The sequence below is a fragment of the Streptomyces olivochromogenes genome (assembly GCF_001514115.1).
In the GTDB taxonomy this organism is placed as follows: Bacteria; Actinomycetota; Actinomycetes; order Streptomycetales; family Streptomycetaceae; genus Streptomyces; species Streptomyces olivochromogenes.
This window is the reverse complement of sequence record NZ_KQ948495.1, coordinates 16,582-35,452: the sequence shown is the minus strand read 5'-3', so window position 1 is coordinate 35,452 and position 18,871 is coordinate 16,582. Positions and strand designations below refer to the sequence as shown.

The window sequence follows — 18,871 nt, the reverse complement described above, 5'->3', positions numbered from 1 at the left end:
CGGCTGTTATTCATTATTGTTGTTGCCGTCGTTTCCACCGATATTGTTGTTGCCGTCGTTTCCACCGATATTGTTGTTGCCGTCGTTTCCACCGATTTTGATGAACTTGACATTCTTGGTCGTCGTGACGACCTTCTTGACCACGACACCCTTGGAATTCTTGGTTATTTTGGTCGCCTTGGTGATCGTGGTGATCTTGAGGCCCTTGATGGTCAGTTCCTTCTTGACCGTCGTTTTGGTGGTGGTGGTCGTACTGTTCTTGACCAGCCCCGTGATCTCGGCGGCCTGGTGGCCCTGGTGGCTTGCCGTGACCGCGGCCACGGGCCCGGTGTGCGGCGTCGCCGGGGCGGCGAAAGCGCTGGAGGGTATCAGCGCGCCTCCCGCCGCCAGGGCGGTCGAGGCGGCAAGCATCACAAGGCGCTGAGTACGGGAAGTGCGGGTCATGGGAATTCTCCTCCGTGAGAGATAATCAGGGTTTCCGAACAGTCCTGGGAAATTCGCGGCCATTCGGTGAGGGCCAGCTGCTGTTGAACGGGCCCGCATCTCTATTAGGCACCGGCGGACGAAAGGAGTCATGCCCCTGGAATGCGTGGCAGGAGAATTCGGGACTTGACGGACGACGGCAGCTCTGCTGCGGACGCGCGGCACATCAAGCGGCACATCAAGCCACACATCAAGGGGCCCGGAGCCGGGGCGGGACGGGTGCGGGTTAGCCTGGCAGGTCCGGGCTGGATCATCACCGGCACCTGACCGCCCGATGCCGGCGGAGCACCCCGCCGCTGTCCGCCCGGGACGGACGAGAACGGAGCAGCCGACGTGAGCGACGCCCAAGCCAGCACCCAGGAAAAAGCCGCGGCCCCGGCGGCCGCGGCCGATCTGCCCGAGCGGATACGCCGGCACCGGCGCCACACGCTGGAGCTGCTCACCGTCTGCGCCCTCGGTCTTGTCCCCTGGACGGTCCTGCTGGCGATGACGCTGCCGTCCGTGTACGAGGTCCGCCAGTGGCGCGTGACATGGGTCGGATTCGACGCCCTGCTCATGGTCGCGATGGCGGCCACAGCGCTGCTCGGGTGGCTGCGGCACCGCGCTGTGATCGTGTCGGCGACCACGACGGCGGTGCTGTTGATCTGCGACGCGTGGTTCGACGTGTCGCTCGCCTTCGGCACCTCCGGGGTGTGGCTGTCGGCGGTGCTCGCGGCGTGCGTCGAACTGCCGCTGGCCTTCTACCTCATCCGCCGGGTGATGGCGATGCTCTCGCTGGCGCAGTGGCCCACCGCCAAGCCCGCCACCGACAACAGCACCCAGCCGGCCCGCCCGGACACCTGAACTCGCCCCGCCTTCCCGCGACGAAGACGACATGACCAGGCACGACATGATCAGGCAGGCCCTGACGCGTATCCCGTCAGGGCCTGAGCTCCACGAGGTGACCCGCTAGCCGTAGCAGTCCCGCACCGGGTCGGTCTCGCTGTAGATCGCGGTGTCCTTCATGAATCCCAGCTGTCCGTTGTCGGCGACGGTCATCAGCCAGCGGGTCGGGTGCGGTCCGCCGACCCAGGCCTGGCCGTCCTCCTTGCAGTAGAACCAGCTCGGGTTCGAATACATGTAGCCGACGATCTTGCCGGAGTCGGGGTAGGAGTGGTTGTTGCCGATGATGCCGTAGACGGGCGCACCCGACACGTTGTTGCAGTACCACCTGATGCCGCCGTCGTTGGTCCAACAGCCCGCGGCGGCACCGGCGGACGGAGCCGCCACCGCGCCGAACCCGACAGCCAGCGCCGCTGTCGCCAGCGCCGCGCCGATCTTCCTGTGAGCACGCATGCATTCCCCCGCGTTGTCGTGTCACCGAGCCGTGACCGGATCAAGGTGCGTCGAGGCACGGTGTGCTGCGGCCTCTATGCCGAGCACGGGCCGCCCAGGGCGATCACTTCGATCCTGATGGAATCGTAATCCCCGTGCCGTGCGCGGCCTTGGTCGTCTTCAGGGAAAACGCTCCCTGGTTGCGCGCGCAGGAGCGTGCGGTGCCGGAGGCTGGGGCGATGACAGAACCTGTTCGTGACTCCTCCCCCTCGTAAACCAGGAGGCTTCTCGCTATGCCGGGTTGGCGTCGCGATGGACCAGCCCGGCCCGTAGAACGTTTTGGGCGCCCACCGTGTCCGCGTGCGCGGTGTGGCCGCACGAGACGCAGTGGAACCTCTCCTGGGTGGGCCGGTTCTCCGCTGCGACGTGCCCGCATTCGGGACAGGTGCGGGAGGTGTTGCGGGGGTCCACGGCGATCACTTCCCGTCCGGCACTTTCAGCCTTGGCGTGCAGGAGCGTCAGGAACACCCCCCATCCGGCATCCGAGATCGAGTGGTTCAGCCCGGCCTTCGCAGCAGCACCATTGGGCAGGAAGCTGCCCGGCTGGTCAGGATCGGCCTTCGGCGCGGGGGCCTTGACCATATTGCGGATCTTGAGGTCTTCGTGCGCGATGACGTCGTGCTCCCGCACGAGGTCAACAGCGACCCTGTGGGCGTGGTCGAGCCGCTGGCGGCGGACTTTGCGGTGCAGCTTGGCAACATTGTCCACGGCCCGCTGGTGGTTGGCGGTGCGCTTGTCGCGGCGCACACGCGGGAAACGGGACAGGACCTGCTGCGCTGCTTCGAGCTTCGCAGCGGCCTTGCGGCCGTGGCGGGGATTGGCGACGTGCTCACCGTTGGAGGTGGTGAGGAATGAGGCTATCCCCATGTCGATGCCGACCACGCTGCCCGTCTTGGGCAGCGGCTCGGGCGGTTCCTGCTCGGCGGTGAGGACGACGTACCAGCGCTTGCCCTCGCGCTTGACGGACACGGTCTTGACCTTGCCGACCACGGGCCGGTGCTGGTTGACCCTGACATGCCCGACACCCTGGAAACGGACGCGGGTCACCCGGTCGTGCGGGGTGGAGTCCCAGCGGCAGCCGTCCCCGTCCTTGGGGAACTCCACCGTGTCGAACCAGTTCACCCCGCGAAAACGCGGATAGCCGGGCGTCTCACCGGACTTGACCCGGCGGAAGAACGCGGCGAACGCCTTGTTCAGCCGGCGCAGGGTGGCCTGCTGGGAGGAGAAAGACCAGCGGCCCTGACGCTCCGGGTCAAAGCCGCGGATCTCCTTGAGCTGTGCGGACTGCTGCCCATACGTGACGCTCGTCTTCGACACGTGCCGGTAGGCGTCCCGGCGTTCCTGCAATGCGCCGTTGTAGAGCGAGCAGTGATCGGCCAGCATCGCGGCGAGCGCAGCGGCCTGGCCCACGGTGGGCCGCATGAGGAACTTGTATGCACGGATCATCCGGCCCACCCCCCTTCGGTCAAGTGTGATCAACATAGCGAAGGCCACTGACAACGCAGTGAACTCCGGCGCTTCGCGCCTCCGGGCCGAGGATGCGTTTCCCTCCCCGGCTGAAGCCGGGGATACTCACGCAAGATCAGGGATGGACCGGACGGACCGGATGGACCAGGAGGAGGGGCGACGTCGTTCGGTGTGGAGCGTGATCCTGCCCGGGTGGTCGCGTTCAGCGACGGCGTCATCGCCATCGCCATCACGCTGCTCGTCCTGGAGATCCGCCCGCCGCACGACACCCGCCACTTGTTGCACGGCCTCGCCGCGCTCTGGCCGTCCTACCTGGCCTACGTCCTCACCTTCATGCTGATCGGGCAGGTGTGGGCCAACCACCACATCATGTTCGACCACATCCGCAGCGCCGACCGAGTGGTGCTCTTCCTCAACACCGTGCTGCTGATGGACGTCGCGCTCCTGCCGTTCGCCGCCTCCGTGCTGGCCGAGGCGTTCCGGGACGGACACGGGCAGCGCACCGCTGTCGTCTTCCACGGCGCCGCCTTCGCACTCCTGGCCGTCTTGTTCAACGTCATCTGGAGGTACGTCCGCCGTGACCGCCGCCTGCTCAGCACCACCATCGATGCGGCCGGCGTGGCAGCCGTCAGCCGGCGCTTCCGGCTCGCCCTGGTCTGGCTCGCCACCGCAATCCTGCTCGGCGCCCTGGTTCCCGTACTCGGCGTGGCCGTGATCGCCGCCTTCATCATCTACTTCTGGCTTCCCATCTCGGGCGAGATCGCCGCGGCGAAGCGCCGCCGTGGACACCGGACGTGACCGCCGGCGGCCGCGATCCAGCGGCGGGTACGAGCCGTTCGGTCGCACCCCTCTACCGGTACCGTCGCCACCGGTTCGGGTCCTCTTCCAGGGCCGCCCGGTCCCAGCCGCCGTGCTCCGCGGCGGCCTCGTAGGTCGTGTGCAGGAAACCGGCCAGTGCCCGGTCCGGGTCGGCCGCGGTGCGCACCGCCTCGTACGGCAGAAGGAACTGGCTGAAGTCAGAGCTGTAGAACGCGTCGGCCGGGGTGACCGGGTGGCCGGCGAAGCCACCCGGCTCGGGATAGGCGTACGAGTAGAAGGCTCCCTCTTCACCGCCGCCGGGCCAGAAACCACAGCTGCTCAGCTCGCGGGAGTAGCCCTCCACCATCACCCAGTCACCGCAGTTCGGGGCGCTGCCGGGATACGGCGGCGCCGCCCGTCCGGAGAACCTCGTGCAGGCCATGTCCATGCCGCCCCAGAAGAAGTGCACCGGGCTCACCTTGCCGACGAAGTACGAGCGGAACTCCCCCAGCGCCCGGTTGGCCTGCAGCAACTGCCGCCAGAAGAGCTGCGCGGCCCTCGGGTCGTAGGAAGTGTGCCGCTGGTCCTCGTCGAAGGGGATCGCCAGCTCCACCTCGTTGGGAGACGCCTGGATCTTCGTCTCGATTCCCAGCTCACTCAGGGCCCGCATCGTCTCGCGGTAGAAGTCGGCCACCGGCCTCGGCTCCAGGGCCACGCTGCGGTGGGCGCCGTCGCTGCCGCGGATACGCAGCTGATGGTCGAGGAAGTCGAACTCGATGTCGAAGACCCCTGAGCGGTAGGGGATCGCCGACGTGGTGAGGCCGCGCGGGCTGACATAGAAGGTGACCTGCCACCAGTGATTGACCAGGGGCGCGTGGGCCAGCCGGATCTTGCCGACGATCTGGGTCCACATGTGCAGTGTGTCCCGGGTCTCGGTCCAGTCGGCGACGCGCAGCCGCGGCCACACCCCATCGGAGATCACGGCCACAGCACACTCCTCCCGGGACAACTGGCCGACACCGACCACGCTGCCCTCGGCCGAGGAATCAGGCAACCCGGCAGGCCCCCGGCGCGCCTCACCTCGGCCACCGGACCGGGACGCTTGCATGCTCCACGAGCAGCCGTGCGCCCGCGCCGCGGGAAGTGTTCCAGCGGCTCGGTCCCACCAGCGGCGAGGCCCTCCGGGGCCGGCCGGAAGGAGCTTTCCTCTTGAACGTCGACCAGTCGGTACTGGTTCTCGGAGCGACCGGAGGACAGGGCGGCGCCGTCGTCAGCGCGTTGCTGTCCCACGGCGCCGCCGTCCGTGGCCTGGTCCGCAACCCCCGATCCGCTGCGGCCCGGGGCCTGGCCGCGCGCGGCGTCGAGGTGGTGGCCGGGGATCTCATGGACCGCGAATCCCTGGCCTCAGCCATGCGGGGCGCAGCCGGTGTGTTCGCGATGACCACGCCCTTCGAGTCAGGACCGGCCGCCGAGATCGCACAGGGCCGGACCATTCTCGCCGCCGCCCGTCATGCGCGTGTGCCACACCTGGTCTTCAGTTCCGTGGCAGGTGCCGACCAGGACACCGGCGTGCCGCACTTCGAGACCAAGGCCGTCATCGAGCGGGAACTGGCCGCCGACGAGGTGCCCTACACGATCCTGGGGCCCACCTACTTCTTCGACAACGCCCTCGGCGGCGAGGACCGGATCCGCCAGGGGGTGCTCGATCTGCCCCTGCCACCGGACCGTCCACTGCAGCAACTGGCACGCCCCGATCTGGGCGAGTTCGCCGCCGCCGTCTTCGCCGCGCCCGACGCGTTCGCCGGACAGCGCATCGAGCTGGCCGGCGACGCCCCCACGCCCGATGACATGGCGGCCGCGTTGAGCACGGCAGTCGGCGCGCCCGTTCGCCACCACGAAGTGCAGCTCGACGAGATCGGCAACGCCGACATGCGAGCGATGTGGACGTTCCTGCGTGGCCCCGGCTACCGCGTCGACCTGCCGGCGCTGCACGCCGCCCATCCGGATCTGCACTGGACGTCGTTCGCCGGCTGGGCCGAAGACACCTTCGCAACGACACCATGACAACGGGTCCTTGGGGGCCGACATCAGCTACCGGGTGGCGGCAGCGCGGTACTGCTTCCACTTTCTGACGCACCGCTCGACGGCACTGCGGCGTCGGTAGCGGGCCTTGTCGAAGGCCGGTGGACGTCGGCCGGCCCGGCCCTTCCGTCTGCGGTCGGTCCGCTGGTCATCGGACTGGGGCCATGGCATCGGTAGGCGGTGGTGAAACGATGTCCGCCGGGAGGCGGCGCCACCGTGTGCCGAGCTCACGGCGTCGAGCCCTCAGCAGGCCGGACAGGAAGCGGAAGAGTTACTCGTCGCCCCCGTCCGAATTCCTCGGCCTCGTCGTCACTGACGACCGCGAAGGTCCCCGCCGGGACCCCGGGCAGAGTGGCCACGCGGGAAGCCACCGCCACGAGATGCTCTTCACCGGATCCGGTGACGAAGAAGACGTAGGCATCCTCGTGCTCCTCTCCGTCATCGAAGACCTCCACGTCGCCCTGGTCTTCGAGATCGGCCAGGAAATCCTCGATCTCCCCGATCCACGGGAACGGGTGGGCGCCCTGCGGCAGGTGCAGCGTCGGCAGCAGCGGTACGTGGATCTCAACCACCATGGTGGGCACGGGTCCATCCTGCCCTCGGCGCCTCGGTCCGCCTCGGCCGGGGTGATCCATGCTGTGCCCGAGGCGTGCGGCCTGGTGTGCCCGGGAAGTCCGCCGTGTTGGAGGTGCGCGGTTCCGGGCGCGCACAGCGGGCCTCCCTGCCACACCGTTCTCCTGCCCCGCTCCCCCGTCACCCGTGCGTCGGCGTCGGCGTCGGCATTTTCACCTGGTTCTGGCGAGGATGCCCCGGCGTTCACGCCGGGGAGGAATCGCCTCCTGTGGCCGCGACGCGGAGCGTCGCCGCATCTGCATTCGGCGGGCGCGGAGCGCCCGCACGGCTGCCTGGCGGAGCCAGGAAATACGAACAACCGCCCTACAGGTCACCGGCAGTGGTGACTTCCGGTCATGGGGCGGCCACGTGTGCGGTGGTCGTACTACGGTCCGGGGTTGTGAAGCTGGTGGTGCAGGTGAAGCTGCTGCCGACGCCTGTGCAGGCGTCGGCACTGGAGGCGACCCTGCGCGCCTGCAACAGGGCCGCCACGCATGCCTCCACCATCGCCTTCAACCGAGGCCTGAGGGACCGCAACGGTCTGCAGAAGCAGGTGTACGCGGACCTGAAGGCGGCCTTCGGGCTGTCCGCGCAGCCGGCGGTGCGGGCGGTGAAGAAGGTGGTCGACGCCTACGCCACCCTGCGGGCCAACCTGCGCGCCGGGAATCTGGGGCCCCCGACATCCCGGCGGTATCGCAAGGCGCTCAGTACGCCGATCGTCTTCCGGCCGGAGGCGGCCCAGCCGTTCGACGACCGCTGCCTGTCATGGCAGCACGACGCGCGCACCGTCTCCATCTGGACCGTGGACGGGCGTATGAAGGGAATCCGCTACACCGGCCACCCCGACCAGCTCAAGACCCTGGTCCAGTACCGGCGCGGCGAGAGTGACCTCATCCAGCGCGGCGGAAAGTGGTTCCTGATCGCGACCTGCGAGATCCCCGACGCCGAGATGCGCGAGCCGGCGGACTGGATCGGGGTGGACCGCGGCATCGCGAACCTTGCGACCACGTCTGACGGGACCAACTACCAGGGCCGCCGCCTGTCGCGCTACCGCAGGTGGCAGGCCCGCATACGAGCCGAACTGCAGAAGAAGAAGACCCGTTCCGCCCGGCGGCGGCTTTCCCGCCGCAAGTGCAAGGAACAGCGCCATGCCACGCACGTGAATCATGTGATCTCCAAGGGGATCGTGTCCGTCGCACAACGCACCGGTCGTGGGATCGCCGTCGAAGCACTCGACGGGATCCGCGAGCGGGTACGGCTACGCCGCGACCAGCGGGGCACCCTCTCCTCCTGGCCGTTCCACCAGCTCGGACAGCACCTCGCCTACAAGGCCCGTCGGGCCGGGGTGCCGTTCCTGGAAGTGGATCCGGCCTACACCTCGCAGCGCTGCCCGCGCTGCGGGCACACGGAGCGGGCCAACCGGCCCACCCGGGACCGTTTCTGTTGTCGTCGGTGCGGCCTCGCTGGGCCCGCCGATGTCGTCGCCGGGGTCAACGTGCGCGACCGTGCACGCTCGGTGTGGGTATTCGTCACCATGCCCGTCCCGCCACCGGTGTAGCCGGAGGCGGGAGATGCGACCCGTGACCGTCCCGTCGTAGGGGACAGTCGGGAGCGCGACAGAGCGTGAACAACGCTGAGCCGTACAAGCTCGGCCGTTCACGGCCGAGAAGGTGACATGCGTGCGGGGCGGCCCCGGACGTTGGCATCCGGGGCCGCCCCGCACCAGGGGGTGGAATTGCTGTTCGCTACCAGCGGTACCAGCGGCCACGGCCGCCGCCGGTTCCGGCGGAACGCATGACGAAACCGAGCAGCCACACGGCCAGCACGATCACGGCCACGATCCACAGAGCCTTCAGCGCGAAACCGGCACCGAAGAGAACCAGGGCAAGCAGAAGAACGAGAAGCAGGGGAACCATAGTTATCAACCTCCGAAGCAGCGAGTTCCCCGGCAACACCCCACCATGCACCCGAAGTTTATGGGTTTCTTATCCTTCGGTGCGGGAATGCGGTACCGCCCCGAATCCTTCACCCGTCCGGCAGGCGGGCCTGTGGACCTGCTGGTCAGGCCGCGAATCCGATGGTGGTGACGTATTCGTACTGGCCCCACTGGGAACCGAGGTCCACGACGGCCTCGTTGATCCAGGCGTCGTCGAGGGCCTGGTCGTCGGCGGCGGCCCAGGCCTCCACGATGCGGTCCCAGTGACGGACGTTGAGGGTGCGGAACTCGGCGACGCAGTGGTGGGGCCTGGTGACCTGGGACTGGTTGAGCGGGTGGCACTCCACGCGGGTCCCGCGGCCTTCCCGGTTGAGACGGCCGAGCAGGTAACGCGCGGTTGCGCCGGCGCACCTGCAGGTAGGCGCTCTCGATGTTCCGCAGGTTCTTCCTGGAGGGCCTCCGCCTGCCGTCCAGCCAGGCCTTCAGCGTCCGGTCGGTGACCGTCAGGCCGGCCTCCCGGGCCGCGGCGCGGGCATGCTCCGAGCGGGTGAGGTAGTGGAGCCGGGCGAGGAGGCCGCGCCGGGCGGTGACCGGGGTGGCGACGAACCCTGCGAGCGCGTCGAGTTGCCGGGCCACGGCCTCGTGGCCCTTGATGCCGCGAGCGCCGAATTTGCCGAAATCGTTGTTCTTTCCGGCATTTCGTCTCCTCGCTTTCCCGGCAGCCGACTTGACGGAGCCTCATGGTCCCGTATTTCAGGGTGAGTCAAGAATATAGGATCGGGGGCGGCGGCAGTGGGCTTCGGTGAATTCCGGCAGTGGTGGTCCGGAATGGTTTTCCTGTCGTCCGGTGCCGCTTTGGGCCTACGGTGTCCGGGCTTACGACGTCCGGGCCTACGTGGTCTCGGAGCCGATGACGTACGTGTCCTTGATCTTCACTTCCGAAACGCCGCGTCCCTCCGGGAAGACCGCACGCCAGTCGCCGATCACGTGGAGTTCGTCGGTGCCCATCGCACGGACGAGGGTGAGGCCCTCCTCGTACGCCTTGAACGCCTTGGTCCAGAGGTTCGCGAAGGCCTGTGAGCGGATGAGGTGCATCCAGTCGGGGCGGTACAACTCGCGGTTGTAGTTCGACTCCCCCATCGTCGAGACGAACTTGGAGTACATCGCCTTGACGTATTCCAGGGTCACCTCGTCGCCGGTGTCGATCGCCCTGTCCCTGGCGTCCTTGAGGGCGATGCGGAACTTCTCCAGGAGGTTCTCCCTCGCGCCGGAGGTGAACGACTCGTGGATCCGGGGCGGGTCGCACAGCCCGTACTTCGGGGAGGACAGGCGCAGCAGCAGGCGCAGGGTGGGTTCGGTGACCCACCGGGGGCCTGGTTCGTCCCTGTTGCCCAGGGGGTTGGGGAGCGTGTGCTCGTACTCCCATGCCGGGGGTGTGATCAGGTGGACTCCGGCGCGGCGGCGGTCGTGCGGGAGGCCGGTGGTGTGTTCCGGCCGGCCGATCGGCAGGTGGGTCTTGAGTACGGAGAGAGAGGCGCCGTTGATGTCGAGCGCCGTCACCTCGTACCGTCCCGCGGGGAGTCGGCATCGGCGCCAAGTGTATCGGTGCCCGTTCGAAGGGGCGGGCTCCGCCGGGGACAATCGTCGCCATGAGTGAGGGTACGGGTGATGCCGAGAGCCGCCTGGCGCGGATCGAGCGGCTGCTGGAGAGCGGTGAGCGTGAGGTGGCGCCCGCGTGGCGGCGGGCGACGCGGGGTGAGCCGCGCTGGGCGGTGACCGCGGTGATCGTGGTGGCGGTCGTGCTGCAGTGGATGCTGCCGCACCGGCTCGCCTTCCATCCGTACTGGGCTTTGCCGGCGCTGGAGTTGGTGCTGCTGGCCGGTCTGATCGCGGCCAATCCCCGGCGGGTCGAACCCCGCACCCGGTGGCTGCGGTGGTGGGGGCTGGCTCTGACCGGTGTGATCAGTCTGGCCAACGGCTGGTCGGCGGTCCGGCTGGTGGCGGGTCTGGTCAACGGCACCGAGGCGACGGAGGCCGGGCCGCTGCTGCTGACCGGCGGCGGTATCTGGCTGACGAACGTCATCGTGTTCGCCCTGTGGTACTGGGAGTGGGACCGCGGCGGGCCGATGGCGCGGGTCCGCGGCCAAAGTCAGTACGCCGACTTCCTCTTCGTACAGATGCAGAGCCCGGAAACCGCGCCGCCGGACTGGGAGCCGGCGTTCCTGGACTACCTGTATCTGTCGTTCACCAACTCCACCGCCTTCAGCCCGACCGATGTGATGCCGCTGTCGCGGTGGGCCAAGATGCTGATGATGCTGCAGTCCTCGGTCTCCTTGGTGACGGTGGTGCTGGTGGTCGCCCGGGCCGTCAACATCCTCAAGTGACCAGGCCACGTGGCCGTGTGCGGGCGGGTGATGGCCGGTGTGTGTGCCGTGCAGGGGCGGCGCGCCATGGTTCGGGTTGATCCGGGCGCGCGCCACGCACCGGGGTCAGTTCCTCTGTCGGCGGGCATGCTTCACCTCGCGGTCGACGGCCCAGGCGTCGGCGACCGGCCCGAGGTGGCCGAGCTTGTCGGGATTGAGCACCGTGCGGATGGTCTGGATCTGACTGTCGAGCACGTCGAGGGCCAGGGTGTGGAGCACCTTGCCGTCCCGGTCCCGGAAGATCGCGCCGGGCTGGCCGTTGACCTCGTGCGGCTCGAACGTCACGTCGATCCGGCTCATCAAGGGGAAGACCGTGCCCAGGACCCGGGCCACGTTCTGCGCGCCCATGACGGCCTTGGCCAGCTGCGGGGCCTTCCCGCCGCCGTCCCCGACCAGTTGCACGTCGGCGGCCAGCAGATCCCGCAGCCCGTCCACATCGCCGCTCCTCAGCGCGTCGAAGAACCGCGTCGCCAGCTCGTGCCGCTCCTGCCGGTCCGCTTCGAACCGCGGCCGACCGGCCTCCATGTGCCGCCGCGCCCGCACCACCAGCTGCCGGCACGCCGCCTCCGAACGCCCCACCGCCGCGGCGACCTCGTCGAACTCGAAGGCGAAGACCTCCCGCAGCACGAACACCGCCCGCTCCAGCGGGCTGAGCCGCTCCAGCAGCAGCAGCGCCGCCATCGACACCGAGTCGGCCAGCTCCACCGCCTGTGCCGGATCCTGATACGGATCGCTCAGCAGCGGCTCGGGAAACCACGGGCCCACGTACTCCTCCCGCCGCACCCGTGCGGAGCGCAGCACGTCGATGGAGACCCGTGTGACCGCGGCCGACAGGAAGGCCTTGGTCGACGTGGGCCGGGTCGACGAGCCGTCAAAACGCAGCCATGTCTCCTGCACCGCGTCCTCGGCCTCGCCCACGCTGCCCAGAATCCGGTAGGCGATCGAGAACAGCAGCGGCCGCAGCTCCTCGAACTCCTCGGCCTTGCTCACGCCGAACCCCCTTCCCTCGAACGCCCGCATCCGGCCGCACCCGTCGGCGCAGGCATCTTCCCCTCCGCCTCTCAGTGGAACTGCCCCGCCTCGTAGTTGCCGGCCGGCTGCCGGGTGATGATGTTCAGCCGGTTCACCGCGTTCATGAAGGAGACCAGGACCACCAGGGCGGTGAGCTGCTCCTCGTCATAGTGCTTGGCGGCATGCGCCCACACCTCGTCGCTGACCCCGCCGGCCGCGTCCGCGACCCGGGTACCCTCCTCCGCCAGCTCCAGCGCGGCACGCTCGGCCTCGGTGAAGACCGTGGCCTCACGCCACGCCGCGACCAGGTTGAGGCGCACCGGGGTCTCGCCGTCAGCGGCGGCCTCCTTGGTGTGCATGTCGATGCAGACGGCGCATCCGTTGATCTGGCTCACGCGCAGCGCCACCAGTTCCTGCGTCGCGGCCGGCAGCGGCGAGTCCTTGAGCGCCTTGCCCGCCGACATGAAGTACTTGAGGGCCTTTGCGGCGGTCGGGCCGGCGAAGTAGTTCAGTCGCGCGTCCATGCTGTGCTCCTCTGGGGCCGTTTGGTGGCTACACCCCCTGAGACGAGGTAGCCCGGCCTCCTGTGACATGGCCCGATGTGACCCGCCTCTCCCCTCCGCCGGCGCCCGGTGGCGACGGCGGTGCGCCACCCCTGCGGCCGCTACCGCCACGGCGGGCGGCACCGCCGGGATCAGCACCGCGGGCCGCACGGCCGACCGGTACGGCGCAGCCGGTGACGCCTCCAGCGGGATGCGGGCGGTGTCGTTGCCGGGCGTGCGGTCGTAGGGGTTGTACGTCCGGACGGTGCCGTGGGCGCCGGGCACCTGTCGGTCGAGGGAGACCGGTTCGACGCGGCGCTACCGTGGGCGGACGCCGCCTTGGCCGCTTCCGCCCGTCGTCGTCAGCGACCTGTTGGCATCCCCGTCAACACCGCCAACGCCTGGGCCGGATACGCCCAGGACAGCTGGGCCGACTGTCTCGCAGCATGCAAGGCCACCGAATGGGCAGGCGTAGCGGTCGGGCATCCGGGGCTTTGGGCGACCGGACGGATCGGACGGCTCTCGCCCTGCTCGTCACGAAGGCTTCAGCTGTACGTCGCCGGCGATGGTGATGAAGCGTTCCAGTTCGCCGGGGATGTCGGGTCCGGTGGGCTGGTAGACGATTTCGGTGATGCCGTCCTGGGCGTAGGCGCTGAGCGTGTCGCGGATGCGGTCGGGGGTTGCGGTGACGGTGGTGGCGGTGATCGCCTGCCAACTTCCCGCGTTCCAGGCGGCGTCGTCGGCCGCGTTGAGGCCGATGAGGTGCTGGTCGTGCACGGCCAGGTGGCGTTCGGTGCGGGGGTGGGCGCTGACGGCGTCGAGCCAGGCTCGTCCGCCGGGCAGGGCGGTGGGGTCGCCGCCGAATTCGTAGGCGGCGTGGTAGGCCAGAGCGTTGCCGGGGCCCGCGGCGGCACGGATGCGCGGGGAGTTGAGTGGTTCGTCCTCGCCCAGGACGGTGCCGTGGATGCCCAGTGCGGCCCAGGCGAACTCGTGGGCGTGGGCGGTTTCGCCGTTGACGCTGAAGAGGCCGTCAGCGATCTCATGGGTGACAGCGAGACCTTTGGGACCGAGCGCGGATACCAGCACCGGGATGTCGACGGGTCGCTGCGGTGCGTTCGTGCCGGGATGCATCATGCGCAGGGGGACGCCCTCCCATTCCACGGTGTCACCGCGCAGCAGACCGCGTACCGTCCGGACGTACGTGCTGAGGTAGGACCAGGTGGCAGGAGGTGCGCCGAGGGCGCGTGTGCCGTTGAAGCCGGTGCCGAAGGCGAGGGCCACTCGGCCGGGTGCGAGGGCGGCCAGGGTGGCGGCACCGGAAGCGTTGACCATGGGATGGCGCAGTGTCGGGACGAGGACGCCGGGGGCGAGGCCGATGCGGTGGGTGCGTTCGGCGGCCGTCGCCAGCATCGCCCAGACGTCGGGGCTCTGGGCGGGGGTGTCGTGGAGCCAGGCGCGGTGGTAGCCCAGCTGCTCGGCGACGGCGATGTGTTCGGGGGAATGCAGGGATGTGGCGAACTGACAAGAGATGTCCATCGGTCAGGCTCCTTGGGCAGGAAGGAAATTCCCGTCTCCCCAACTCATGCCTTGGGCTCTGAGCTGGGCAGGTGTCCGATCGTCACGAGCAGCGTCAGCGGGTGGTGCGCACCAGCCAAAAGCGCGCGGCGCCGGAGAGTGTCTGTCGGTATGCCTCCTCGGTCCGGTCCGGCGGCACGATTTCGGTCGTCGGGCGAATCCCGCGCAGGGCGCTGAACGCCGTGGTGTCCTGGGTGTCCGGCGCGGTGCCGCCGGGGCGGCCGCAGCCCGTCCACGGTCTGCGGTGATGACGTCGGAGTGGGCGGCGGCCAGAAACGGCCTTGTCGCCGCCGAGGGACTGCGACGCGTCCCCGAGCGGGGTGCCGGCCGTGCTGTGGATGCAGTGGTGGGCGCCGAGTTGCTCGGCGAGATCGGCCTCGCCGGCTCCGCGGGCGACGGCAGCGGTCTCGAGGCCCGTCACGGCCGCGTACCGCGCGGGCCAAGAGGTGCCGCACCGGTCGCTGCCGGCGCGTCGGGGATGCGGGCCGCAGCGTCGTTCGGCGCGATCACCGTTTCGGCGTAGCCCCCGTCGTAGGACCGATCCGGGGACCTTCAGGTTCTCGTACACGACGGAGTCGCCCTGTCGGCAGGGGCCGCCCGGCGATCGGCCACCCGTACGTGGCCAGGGCCCGGCAGTGGCACCTCGCGCTCGACGGCACCGGACGGACCGCCGACGGCGGCCGCCTGGGCGACTCGACAGGTACCCGTCTGGATCCCGGTCATGGAGAGCGGAGCTGATCTGGGGGTCAGATTTGCGCTCTGCCGCCATCGACGAACAGTTCGATTCCCGTGACGAAGCTGGAGTCGTCCGAGGCCAGAAAAAGCGCCGCCTTGGCAACTTCGTCGGGCTCCCCCATGCGGCCCATCGGAATGGTGGAGGCGATTTTCGCGATGGCGTCTTGAGGTTGCGTCGCCACGAGCGGCGTTTCGATCGGGCCAGGGCTGAGGACGTTGGACCGGATACGGCGATCCTTCAGCTCCACCGTCCATCCCCGAACGAAATTTCGAATGGCGGCCTTGCTCGCGCCGTAGACCGAGAACGCGGGGGTTCCCTTGACGCTCGCAACGGAGCCCGTGAGAATGATAGAGGCGCCGTCATTCAGGAGCGGCAGAGCCTTTTGCACCGTGAAGAGTGCGCCCTTCACGTTGATGTCGAAAATTTTGTCGAAATGTTCTTCCGTGACGTCTTCCAGCGATGCGAACTCGCCCAGACCCGCGTTGGCGAAAAGGATGTCGAACGGCCCCTTCGCCCTGACGGTCTCGTAGAGGCGGTCAAGGTCGGCCAGTTCGGCGACGTCGCCCTGGATGCCGGATACGTTGCGACCGATTTCCTTCACGCTCTCATCGAGTTCTTTCTGACGGCGGCCCGTGATGAAGACGTAGGCGCCCTCTCTGACGAAGAGCTTTGCCGTGGCCAGCCCGATCCCCGTGGTACCGCCGGTAATGACCGCTACTTTTCCCTGCAACTTTCCCATGGCCACTGCTCCCGATATCGGTAAATGTGATTGGCCGGACGACCCGGGTTCGCCCCGAATCGTGGATTCGTCCGTGCGGCGGTGCCGGTCAGCGTTCGGGCGGGAACCGGTCGCCGAACATCGGCAGGCCGCTGACGGACTCGGTGCGGGTCGCCTCATCCTGCAGGACGTCCCAGTGCTCGGCGAGTTTGCCGTTCTCGACGCGCACCACGTCGGCCGCCACCAGGGCGGCGGGACTGCCGTTGCCGGTGAAGCGGCCGTGGAGCATGACATGGTCGCCTTCGGCGAGCACGAGCTGGTGCTCGTAGCGCAGCGTGTCGGGCAGGGAGCGGATCAGGTCGAACAGCCCCGCGCGTCCTGGTGCGATGTGCGCGCTGTGCTGGATGTAGTGCTCGGACCAGAAGTATTCGGCGGCGCCGTAGTCGCGCTGGTTGAACAGCGTGTCGAACGCCTTCAGCACCAGTGCCTTGTTCTGTTCGGGTGCAGTCATGTCGGCCTCCACGAGATAACCGATGGACCCCATGCAACCGATGGACCCCATCGCATCACAATGTCAATCGACATTGTTTCTACGCCCGCTGCACGACGATGTCAATGACGATCGACATTGAGATCTTCGGTCCGGCTCGCTACAGTCCTCCCAGGAGCTGGGCCCGGGAGGAGACAGTGGGCGTCTCGAAGCAACAAGCAGCAGAGAACCGAGAGGCGATCGTCGCCGCCGCGGACGGCCTGTTCCGTGAGCGCGGCGTCGATGCCGTCGGCCTCGTTGAACTGATGGGCGCGGCCGGATTGACGCGCGGCGGCTTCTACAACCACTTCGCCTCGAAGGACGCGCTCGTCGAAGCGGTCCTCACCAAGGCCATGGCGGACGGGTTCGGCAACCTCGACGGAGCCATCACGGCATCCCAGGCCCGCGGAAGCGACCCGCTCGCAGAACGGATCGACTGGTACCTGTCGCCCGAACACCGCGCCGACATCGAGCACGGCTGCCCCAACACGGGCTTCGCCGGCGACGCCCGCCGGCTGGACCCTGCCGCCCGCGAGCGTTATGCGAAGGGCCTGGCGGCGAACCTCGACCGTTTCACGCAGATCGTGCAGGCACCCGGACTCGACGAAGGCGAGCGGCGAGCGCAGGCCATCGCACTGTTCAGCGAGATGGCCGGTGCCCTGCTGCTGTCACGCGCCGTCGCCGATGCCGACCCCGCCCTCGCCGACGAGATCCTCGACAGCGCGCGCACCGACCTGCGCAGCCGCACCGGTACCGCGTAGGGCCGTGAGAGGCGGTGTGGTCTTCTCCCGGTGTTGCATCCGTGAAGGCCGGGCCGCGGTGGACGTCAGCCAACCCGTCGGTGCTTCCACCGCCCAGCGTTTCGGGATCGGGGGGATCCCCTCAGGGAGCCCCGGCCGAGCTGGTCCTCAGCGGGGGCTTCGGCTTCTCACCGGATTACCGCCCGGCGTCGACCAGTTCCTTGTCTTTGACCGCCGCGTCGAACAGCGCCGCGGCTGCCGCGCGGGCGGTCGTCGCCGCGGACGGGTCCCTGTCCATCCGCGCCGACACCCCGGCGCCGTCGTACAGAAGGTGCAACTGCCTCGCCAGGTCTTCGGGGTCGGCGACGCCGGCCTCCCGCGCCAGATCCGTAAAGAGGGTCCTGACCCACAGTCGGTACCGGTCCGCGGCACCCTCGACGGGGCTGCCCGGCTGCGCCTCTGCGCTGGCCGTCATGTGCGCACAGCCGTTGAAGCCGGGCTCGGTGAACAGCTGGCCCTGCGCGTCGAAGACTCCCAGCAGCCGCTCGCGCGGTGTCCGGAACCGGGTCAGGGCGCGTTCGACCTGCGCGCGGGTGTCGGCGTGCCGGGCATCCAGGTAGGCCTGGACCAGTTCTTCCTTGCTGCCGAACAGGTTGTAGAGCGATGCCTTGGCGACGCCGGCCTTCTGCACGATGCGGTCGATGCCGACCGTCTGGACGCCTTCGCTGTAGAACAGCTCGTCGGCGGCGGCCAGCAGACGCTCACGCGCGGACGGCTTCGAGGCGGTAGTGGCCTTGCTCGGCACGGGACGCTCCCTTCTTCGGACTGACGGTCCAGTCTACGGCTCCGTTCAGAGCCCGTCCGGGCCCCAGCGTGCATAACAAGACTAGACAGACCTGTCTTCCCGATCGGCGGGCAGGGACGGTCACCGCAGCGTGGTGACCGTCCCTGCCCGCCGGGCCCGGCTTCTGGCCGTCGTGCTCCTAGCGGTCGAGGAAGAGCTTGGTGTGGGTCACGAACCGGTCGGGGTACTGGAAGTGGGCTCCGTGGTTGGCGTCCGGGTAGATGATCAGCTCGGCGTCCGGCAGGAACTGCTGGAGGATGTACGAGTTGATCGTCGGGATGATGATGTCGTCGGTGCCGTTGACCACCAGAACGGGGATCGTGATGTTCTTCAGGACCGAGTACGCGGGGTCCTTCGTGGTGCCGTAGGTGTGGATGGCGGTGCCCTGTCCGGCGTAGACCTGCTCGCCGAACGGGGAGGCGTCGCGGTCCTTGCGGGCCACGATCCGCTCGACGTATGCGCGGCCCAGCCTCTGGCTGGTCCCGGTGGGAGCGAACAGGACCGGCAGCCACATGTCTTCCTGCCGGGGCAGCTTGACGGTGAACAGTGCGGCGGTCTCCGCCGGCGTCTCGCCGATGCCGACGCCGCCGCGCGGGCCGGTACCGACCAGGACCAGCTTGCGGGACAGGTCGGGGCGCTGGAGGGCGACCTGCTGGGCGACCAGGCCGCCCATGGAGTGGCCGACCAGGTCCACGCGCGACAGCCCGAGGGCGTCGATGAACGTCCCGGCGTCGGTGGCCATCTGCTCGATGGTGTCCGGGACGACGCCGCTGGTGGAGGCGACTCCCGTGTTGTTGAACAGGATGACCTCGCGGTCGGCGGCGAAGCCGTCGCTGATCGCCGGGTCGTGGTCATCCAGGTTGCCGATGAAGTGCTGGAAGAACACGACCGGGGTCCGGTCCGTGGCCGCGTCGCCGAAGCGCCGGTAGGCGAAACGGATGCCGCCGGCCTCGACGAACTGGGTCGGGGCGGTGTCGTGGGTGTGGTCGGCCATGGGGGGC

20 protein-coding genes and 2 pseudogenes are annotated in these 18,871 nt (G+C 68.8%); 6 read left to right on the top strand and 16 right to left on the bottom strand.

All coding sequences use genetic code 11. The features are described from left to right. Positions 1-6: 6 nt before the first annotated feature. Positions 7-444 (bottom strand): hypothetical protein, encoded by a 438-nt coding sequence (locus tag AQJ27_RS49835; RefSeq protein ID WP_067385452.1) that lies wholly within the window; start codon positions 442-444, stop codon positions 7-9. 372 nt (positions 445-816) lie between these two features. Between AQJ27_RS49835 and AQJ27_RS49830 the strand changes: the two genes are divergently transcribed. Next, positions 817-1,326, top strand: coding sequence for a hypothetical protein (locus tag AQJ27_RS49830; RefSeq protein WP_067385450.1), 510 nt, complete (start codon positions 817-819; stop codon positions 1,324-1,326). 105 nt (positions 1,327-1,431) lie between these two features. Here the strand turns inward: AQJ27_RS49830 and AQJ27_RS49825 are convergent, their stop codons facing one another. Next, the gene (locus tag AQJ27_RS49825; protein WP_067385448.1) at positions 1,432-1,818 is read right to left on the bottom strand and encodes a hypothetical protein; all 387 of its coding nucleotides are present in this window, start codon (positions 1,816-1,818) and stop codon (positions 1,432-1,434) included. Positions 1,819-2,088: 270 nt separating this feature from the next. After that, positions 2,089-3,303, bottom strand: coding sequence for an RNA-guided endonuclease InsQ/TnpB family protein (locus AQJ27_RS49820; protein WP_067385470.1), 1,215 nt, complete (start codon positions 3,301-3,303; stop codon positions 2,089-2,091). 213 nt (positions 3,304-3,516) lie between these two features. Here AQJ27_RS49820 and AQJ27_RS59970 point away from each other — a divergent pair, with 213 nt between their 5' ends. Beyond that, positions 3,517-4,122, top strand: a complete 606-nt coding sequence (locus AQJ27_RS59970) for a TMEM175 family protein (RefSeq protein ID WP_235614031.1) — start codon at positions 3,517-3,519, stop codon at positions 4,120-4,122. 52 nt (positions 4,123-4,174) lie between these two features. On the opposite strand, the gene AQJ27_RS49810 is transcribed toward AQJ27_RS59970, so the two are convergent. Then, complete coding sequence (locus tag AQJ27_RS49810) at positions 4,175-5,110, bottom strand: DUF5996 family protein (protein ID WP_067385444.1); 936 nt, start codon at positions 5,108-5,110, stop codon at positions 4,175-4,177. A gap of 221 nt (positions 5,111-5,331) precedes the next feature. Here AQJ27_RS49810 and AQJ27_RS49805 point away from each other — a divergent pair, with 221 nt between their 5' ends. Then, entirely contained in the window at positions 5,332-6,186 is an 855-nt protein-coding gene (locus tag AQJ27_RS49805) for an NmrA/HSCARG family protein (protein ID WP_067385442.1), read from the top strand. A gap of 245 nt (positions 6,187-6,431) precedes the next feature. On the opposite strand, the gene AQJ27_RS49800 is transcribed toward AQJ27_RS49805, so the two are convergent. Further along, positions 6,432-6,779, bottom strand: coding sequence for a hypothetical protein (locus AQJ27_RS49800; RefSeq protein ID WP_235614032.1), 348 nt, complete (start codon positions 6,777-6,779; stop codon positions 6,432-6,434). A gap of 437 nt (positions 6,780-7,216) precedes the next feature. Here AQJ27_RS49800 and AQJ27_RS49795 point away from each other — a divergent pair, with 437 nt between their 5' ends. After that, positions 7,217-8,374, top strand: coding sequence for an RNA-guided endonuclease InsQ/TnpB family protein (locus tag AQJ27_RS49795; RefSeq protein WP_235614030.1), 1,158 nt, complete (start codon positions 7,217-7,219; stop codon positions 8,372-8,374). A 187-nt stretch (positions 8,375-8,561) separates the two neighbouring features. On the opposite strand, the gene AQJ27_RS49790 is transcribed toward AQJ27_RS49795, so the two are convergent. The 3 genes and pseudogenes from AQJ27_RS49790 to AQJ27_RS49780 all read right to left on the bottom strand — a co-directional run. Continuing rightward, entirely contained in the window at positions 8,562-8,732 is a 171-nt protein-coding gene (locus AQJ27_RS49790) for a hypothetical protein (protein ID WP_037652668.1), read from the bottom strand. 145 nt (positions 8,733-8,877) lie between these two features. Then, positions 8,878-9,406, bottom strand: a pseudogene (locus AQJ27_RS49785) (transcriptional regulator). A 237-nt stretch (positions 9,407-9,643) separates the two neighbouring features. Beyond that, positions 9,644-10,342: pseudogene (locus AQJ27_RS49780) on the bottom strand (transcriptional regulator); the annotation flags it as partial. Positions 10,343-10,401: 59 nt separating this feature from the next. Between AQJ27_RS49780 and AQJ27_RS49775 the strand changes: the two are divergent. Continuing rightward, the gene (locus AQJ27_RS49775; RefSeq protein WP_067385438.1) at positions 10,402-11,136 is read left to right on the top strand and encodes a DUF1345 domain-containing protein; all 735 of its coding nucleotides are present in this window, start codon (positions 10,402-10,404) and stop codon (positions 11,134-11,136) included. A gap of 105 nt (positions 11,137-11,241) precedes the next feature. Here AQJ27_RS49775 and AQJ27_RS49770 read toward each other — a convergent pair whose 3' ends face one another. The 6 genes from AQJ27_RS49770 to AQJ27_RS49745 form a co-directional block, all read right to left on the bottom strand. Beyond that, complete coding sequence (locus tag AQJ27_RS49770) at positions 11,242-12,165, bottom strand: RNA polymerase sigma-70 factor (protein WP_067385466.1); 924 nt, start codon at positions 12,163-12,165, stop codon at positions 11,242-11,244. A gap of 71 nt (positions 12,166-12,236) precedes the next feature. Beyond that, positions 12,237-12,710 (bottom strand): carboxymuconolactone decarboxylase family protein, encoded by a 474-nt coding sequence (locus AQJ27_RS49765; protein ID WP_067385436.1) that lies wholly within the window; start codon positions 12,708-12,710, stop codon positions 12,237-12,239. A gap of 552 nt (positions 12,711-13,262) precedes the next feature. Further along, on the bottom strand, positions 13,263-14,264 hold the full coding sequence (locus AQJ27_RS49760) for an LLM class flavin-dependent oxidoreductase (protein ID WP_067385435.1): 1,002 nt from the start codon (positions 14,262-14,264) through the stop codon (positions 13,263-13,265). 94 nt (positions 14,265-14,358) lie between these two features. After that, entirely contained in the window at positions 14,359-14,724 is a 366-nt protein-coding gene (locus AQJ27_RS60645) for an MDR/zinc-dependent alcohol dehydrogenase-like family protein (RefSeq protein ID WP_067385433.1), read from the bottom strand. Between the two features lie 325 nt (positions 14,725-15,049). After that, complete coding sequence (locus tag AQJ27_RS49750; protein WP_067385431.1) at positions 15,050-15,778, bottom strand: SDR family NAD(P)-dependent oxidoreductase; 729 nt, start codon at positions 15,776-15,778, stop codon at positions 15,050-15,052. An 88-nt stretch (positions 15,779-15,866) separates the two neighbouring features. Then, positions 15,867-16,268, bottom strand: coding sequence for a nuclear transport factor 2 family protein (locus AQJ27_RS49745; RefSeq protein ID WP_067385464.1), 402 nt, complete (start codon positions 16,266-16,268; stop codon positions 15,867-15,869). A gap of 104 nt (positions 16,269-16,372) precedes the next feature. Here AQJ27_RS49745 and AQJ27_RS49740 point away from each other — a divergent pair, with 104 nt between their 5' ends. Next, complete coding sequence (locus AQJ27_RS49740) at positions 16,373-17,047, top strand: TetR/AcrR family transcriptional regulator (RefSeq protein WP_235614029.1); 675 nt, start codon at positions 16,373-16,375, stop codon at positions 17,045-17,047. Between the two features lie 175 nt (positions 17,048-17,222). On the opposite strand, the gene AQJ27_RS49735 is transcribed toward AQJ27_RS49740, so the two are convergent. Beyond that, entirely contained in the window at positions 17,223-17,831 is a 609-nt protein-coding gene (locus tag AQJ27_RS49735; RefSeq protein WP_067385427.1) for a TetR/AcrR family transcriptional regulator, read from the bottom strand. A 178-nt stretch (positions 17,832-18,009) separates the two neighbouring features. Further along, positions 18,010-18,864, bottom strand: coding sequence for an alpha/beta fold hydrolase (locus AQJ27_RS49730; RefSeq protein ID WP_067385425.1), 855 nt, complete (start codon positions 18,862-18,864; stop codon positions 18,010-18,012). Positions 18,865-18,871: the final 7 nt, after the last annotated feature.

Bases quoted from the DNA above. Each gene is read 5' to 3' on its own strand.
- AQJ27_RS49835 (WP_067385452.1), bottom strand. From the start codon at position 444: ATGACCCGCACTTCCCGTACTCAGCGCCTTGTGATGCTTGCCGCCTCG.
- AQJ27_RS49825 (WP_067385448.1), bottom strand. From the start codon at position 1,818: ATGCGTGCTCACAGGAAGATCGGCGCGGCGCTGGCGACAGCGGCGCTG.
- AQJ27_RS49820 (WP_067385470.1), bottom strand. From the start codon at position 3,303: ATGATCCGTGCATACAAGTTCCTCATGCGGCCCACCGTGGGCCAGGCC.
- AQJ27_RS49800 (WP_235614032.1), bottom strand. From the start codon at position 6,779: ATGGTGGTTGAGATCCACGTACCGCTGCTGCCGACGCTGCACCTGCCG.
- AQJ27_RS49790 (WP_037652668.1), bottom strand. From the start codon at position 8,732: ATGGTTCCCCTGCTTCTCGTTCTTCTGCTTGCCCTGGTTCTCTTCGGT.
- AQJ27_RS49775 (WP_067385438.1), top strand. From the start codon at position 10,402: ATGAGTGAGGGTACGGGTGATGCCGAGAGCCGCCTGGCGCGGATCGAG.
- AQJ27_RS49765 (WP_067385436.1), bottom strand. From the start codon at position 12,710: ATGGACGCGCGACTGAACTACTTCGCCGGCCCGACCGCCGCAAAGGCC.
- AQJ27_RS49760 (WP_067385435.1), bottom strand. From the start codon at position 14,264: ATGGACATCTCTTGTCAGTTCGCCACATCCCTGCATTCCCCCGAACAC.
- AQJ27_RS49750 (WP_067385431.1), bottom strand. From the start codon at position 15,778: ATGGGAAAGTTGCAGGGAAAAGTAGCGGTCATTACCGGCGGTACCACG.
- AQJ27_RS49745 (WP_067385464.1), bottom strand. From the start codon at position 16,268: ATGACTGCACCCGAACAGAACAAGGCACTGGTGCTGAAGGCGTTCGAC.
- AQJ27_RS49740 (WP_235614029.1), top strand. From the start codon at position 16,373: ATGACGATCGACATTGAGATCTTCGGTCCGGCTCGCTACAGTCCTCCC.
- AQJ27_RS49730 (WP_067385425.1), bottom strand. From the start codon at position 18,864: ATGGCCGACCACACCCACGACACCGCCCCGACCCAGTTCGTCGAGGCC.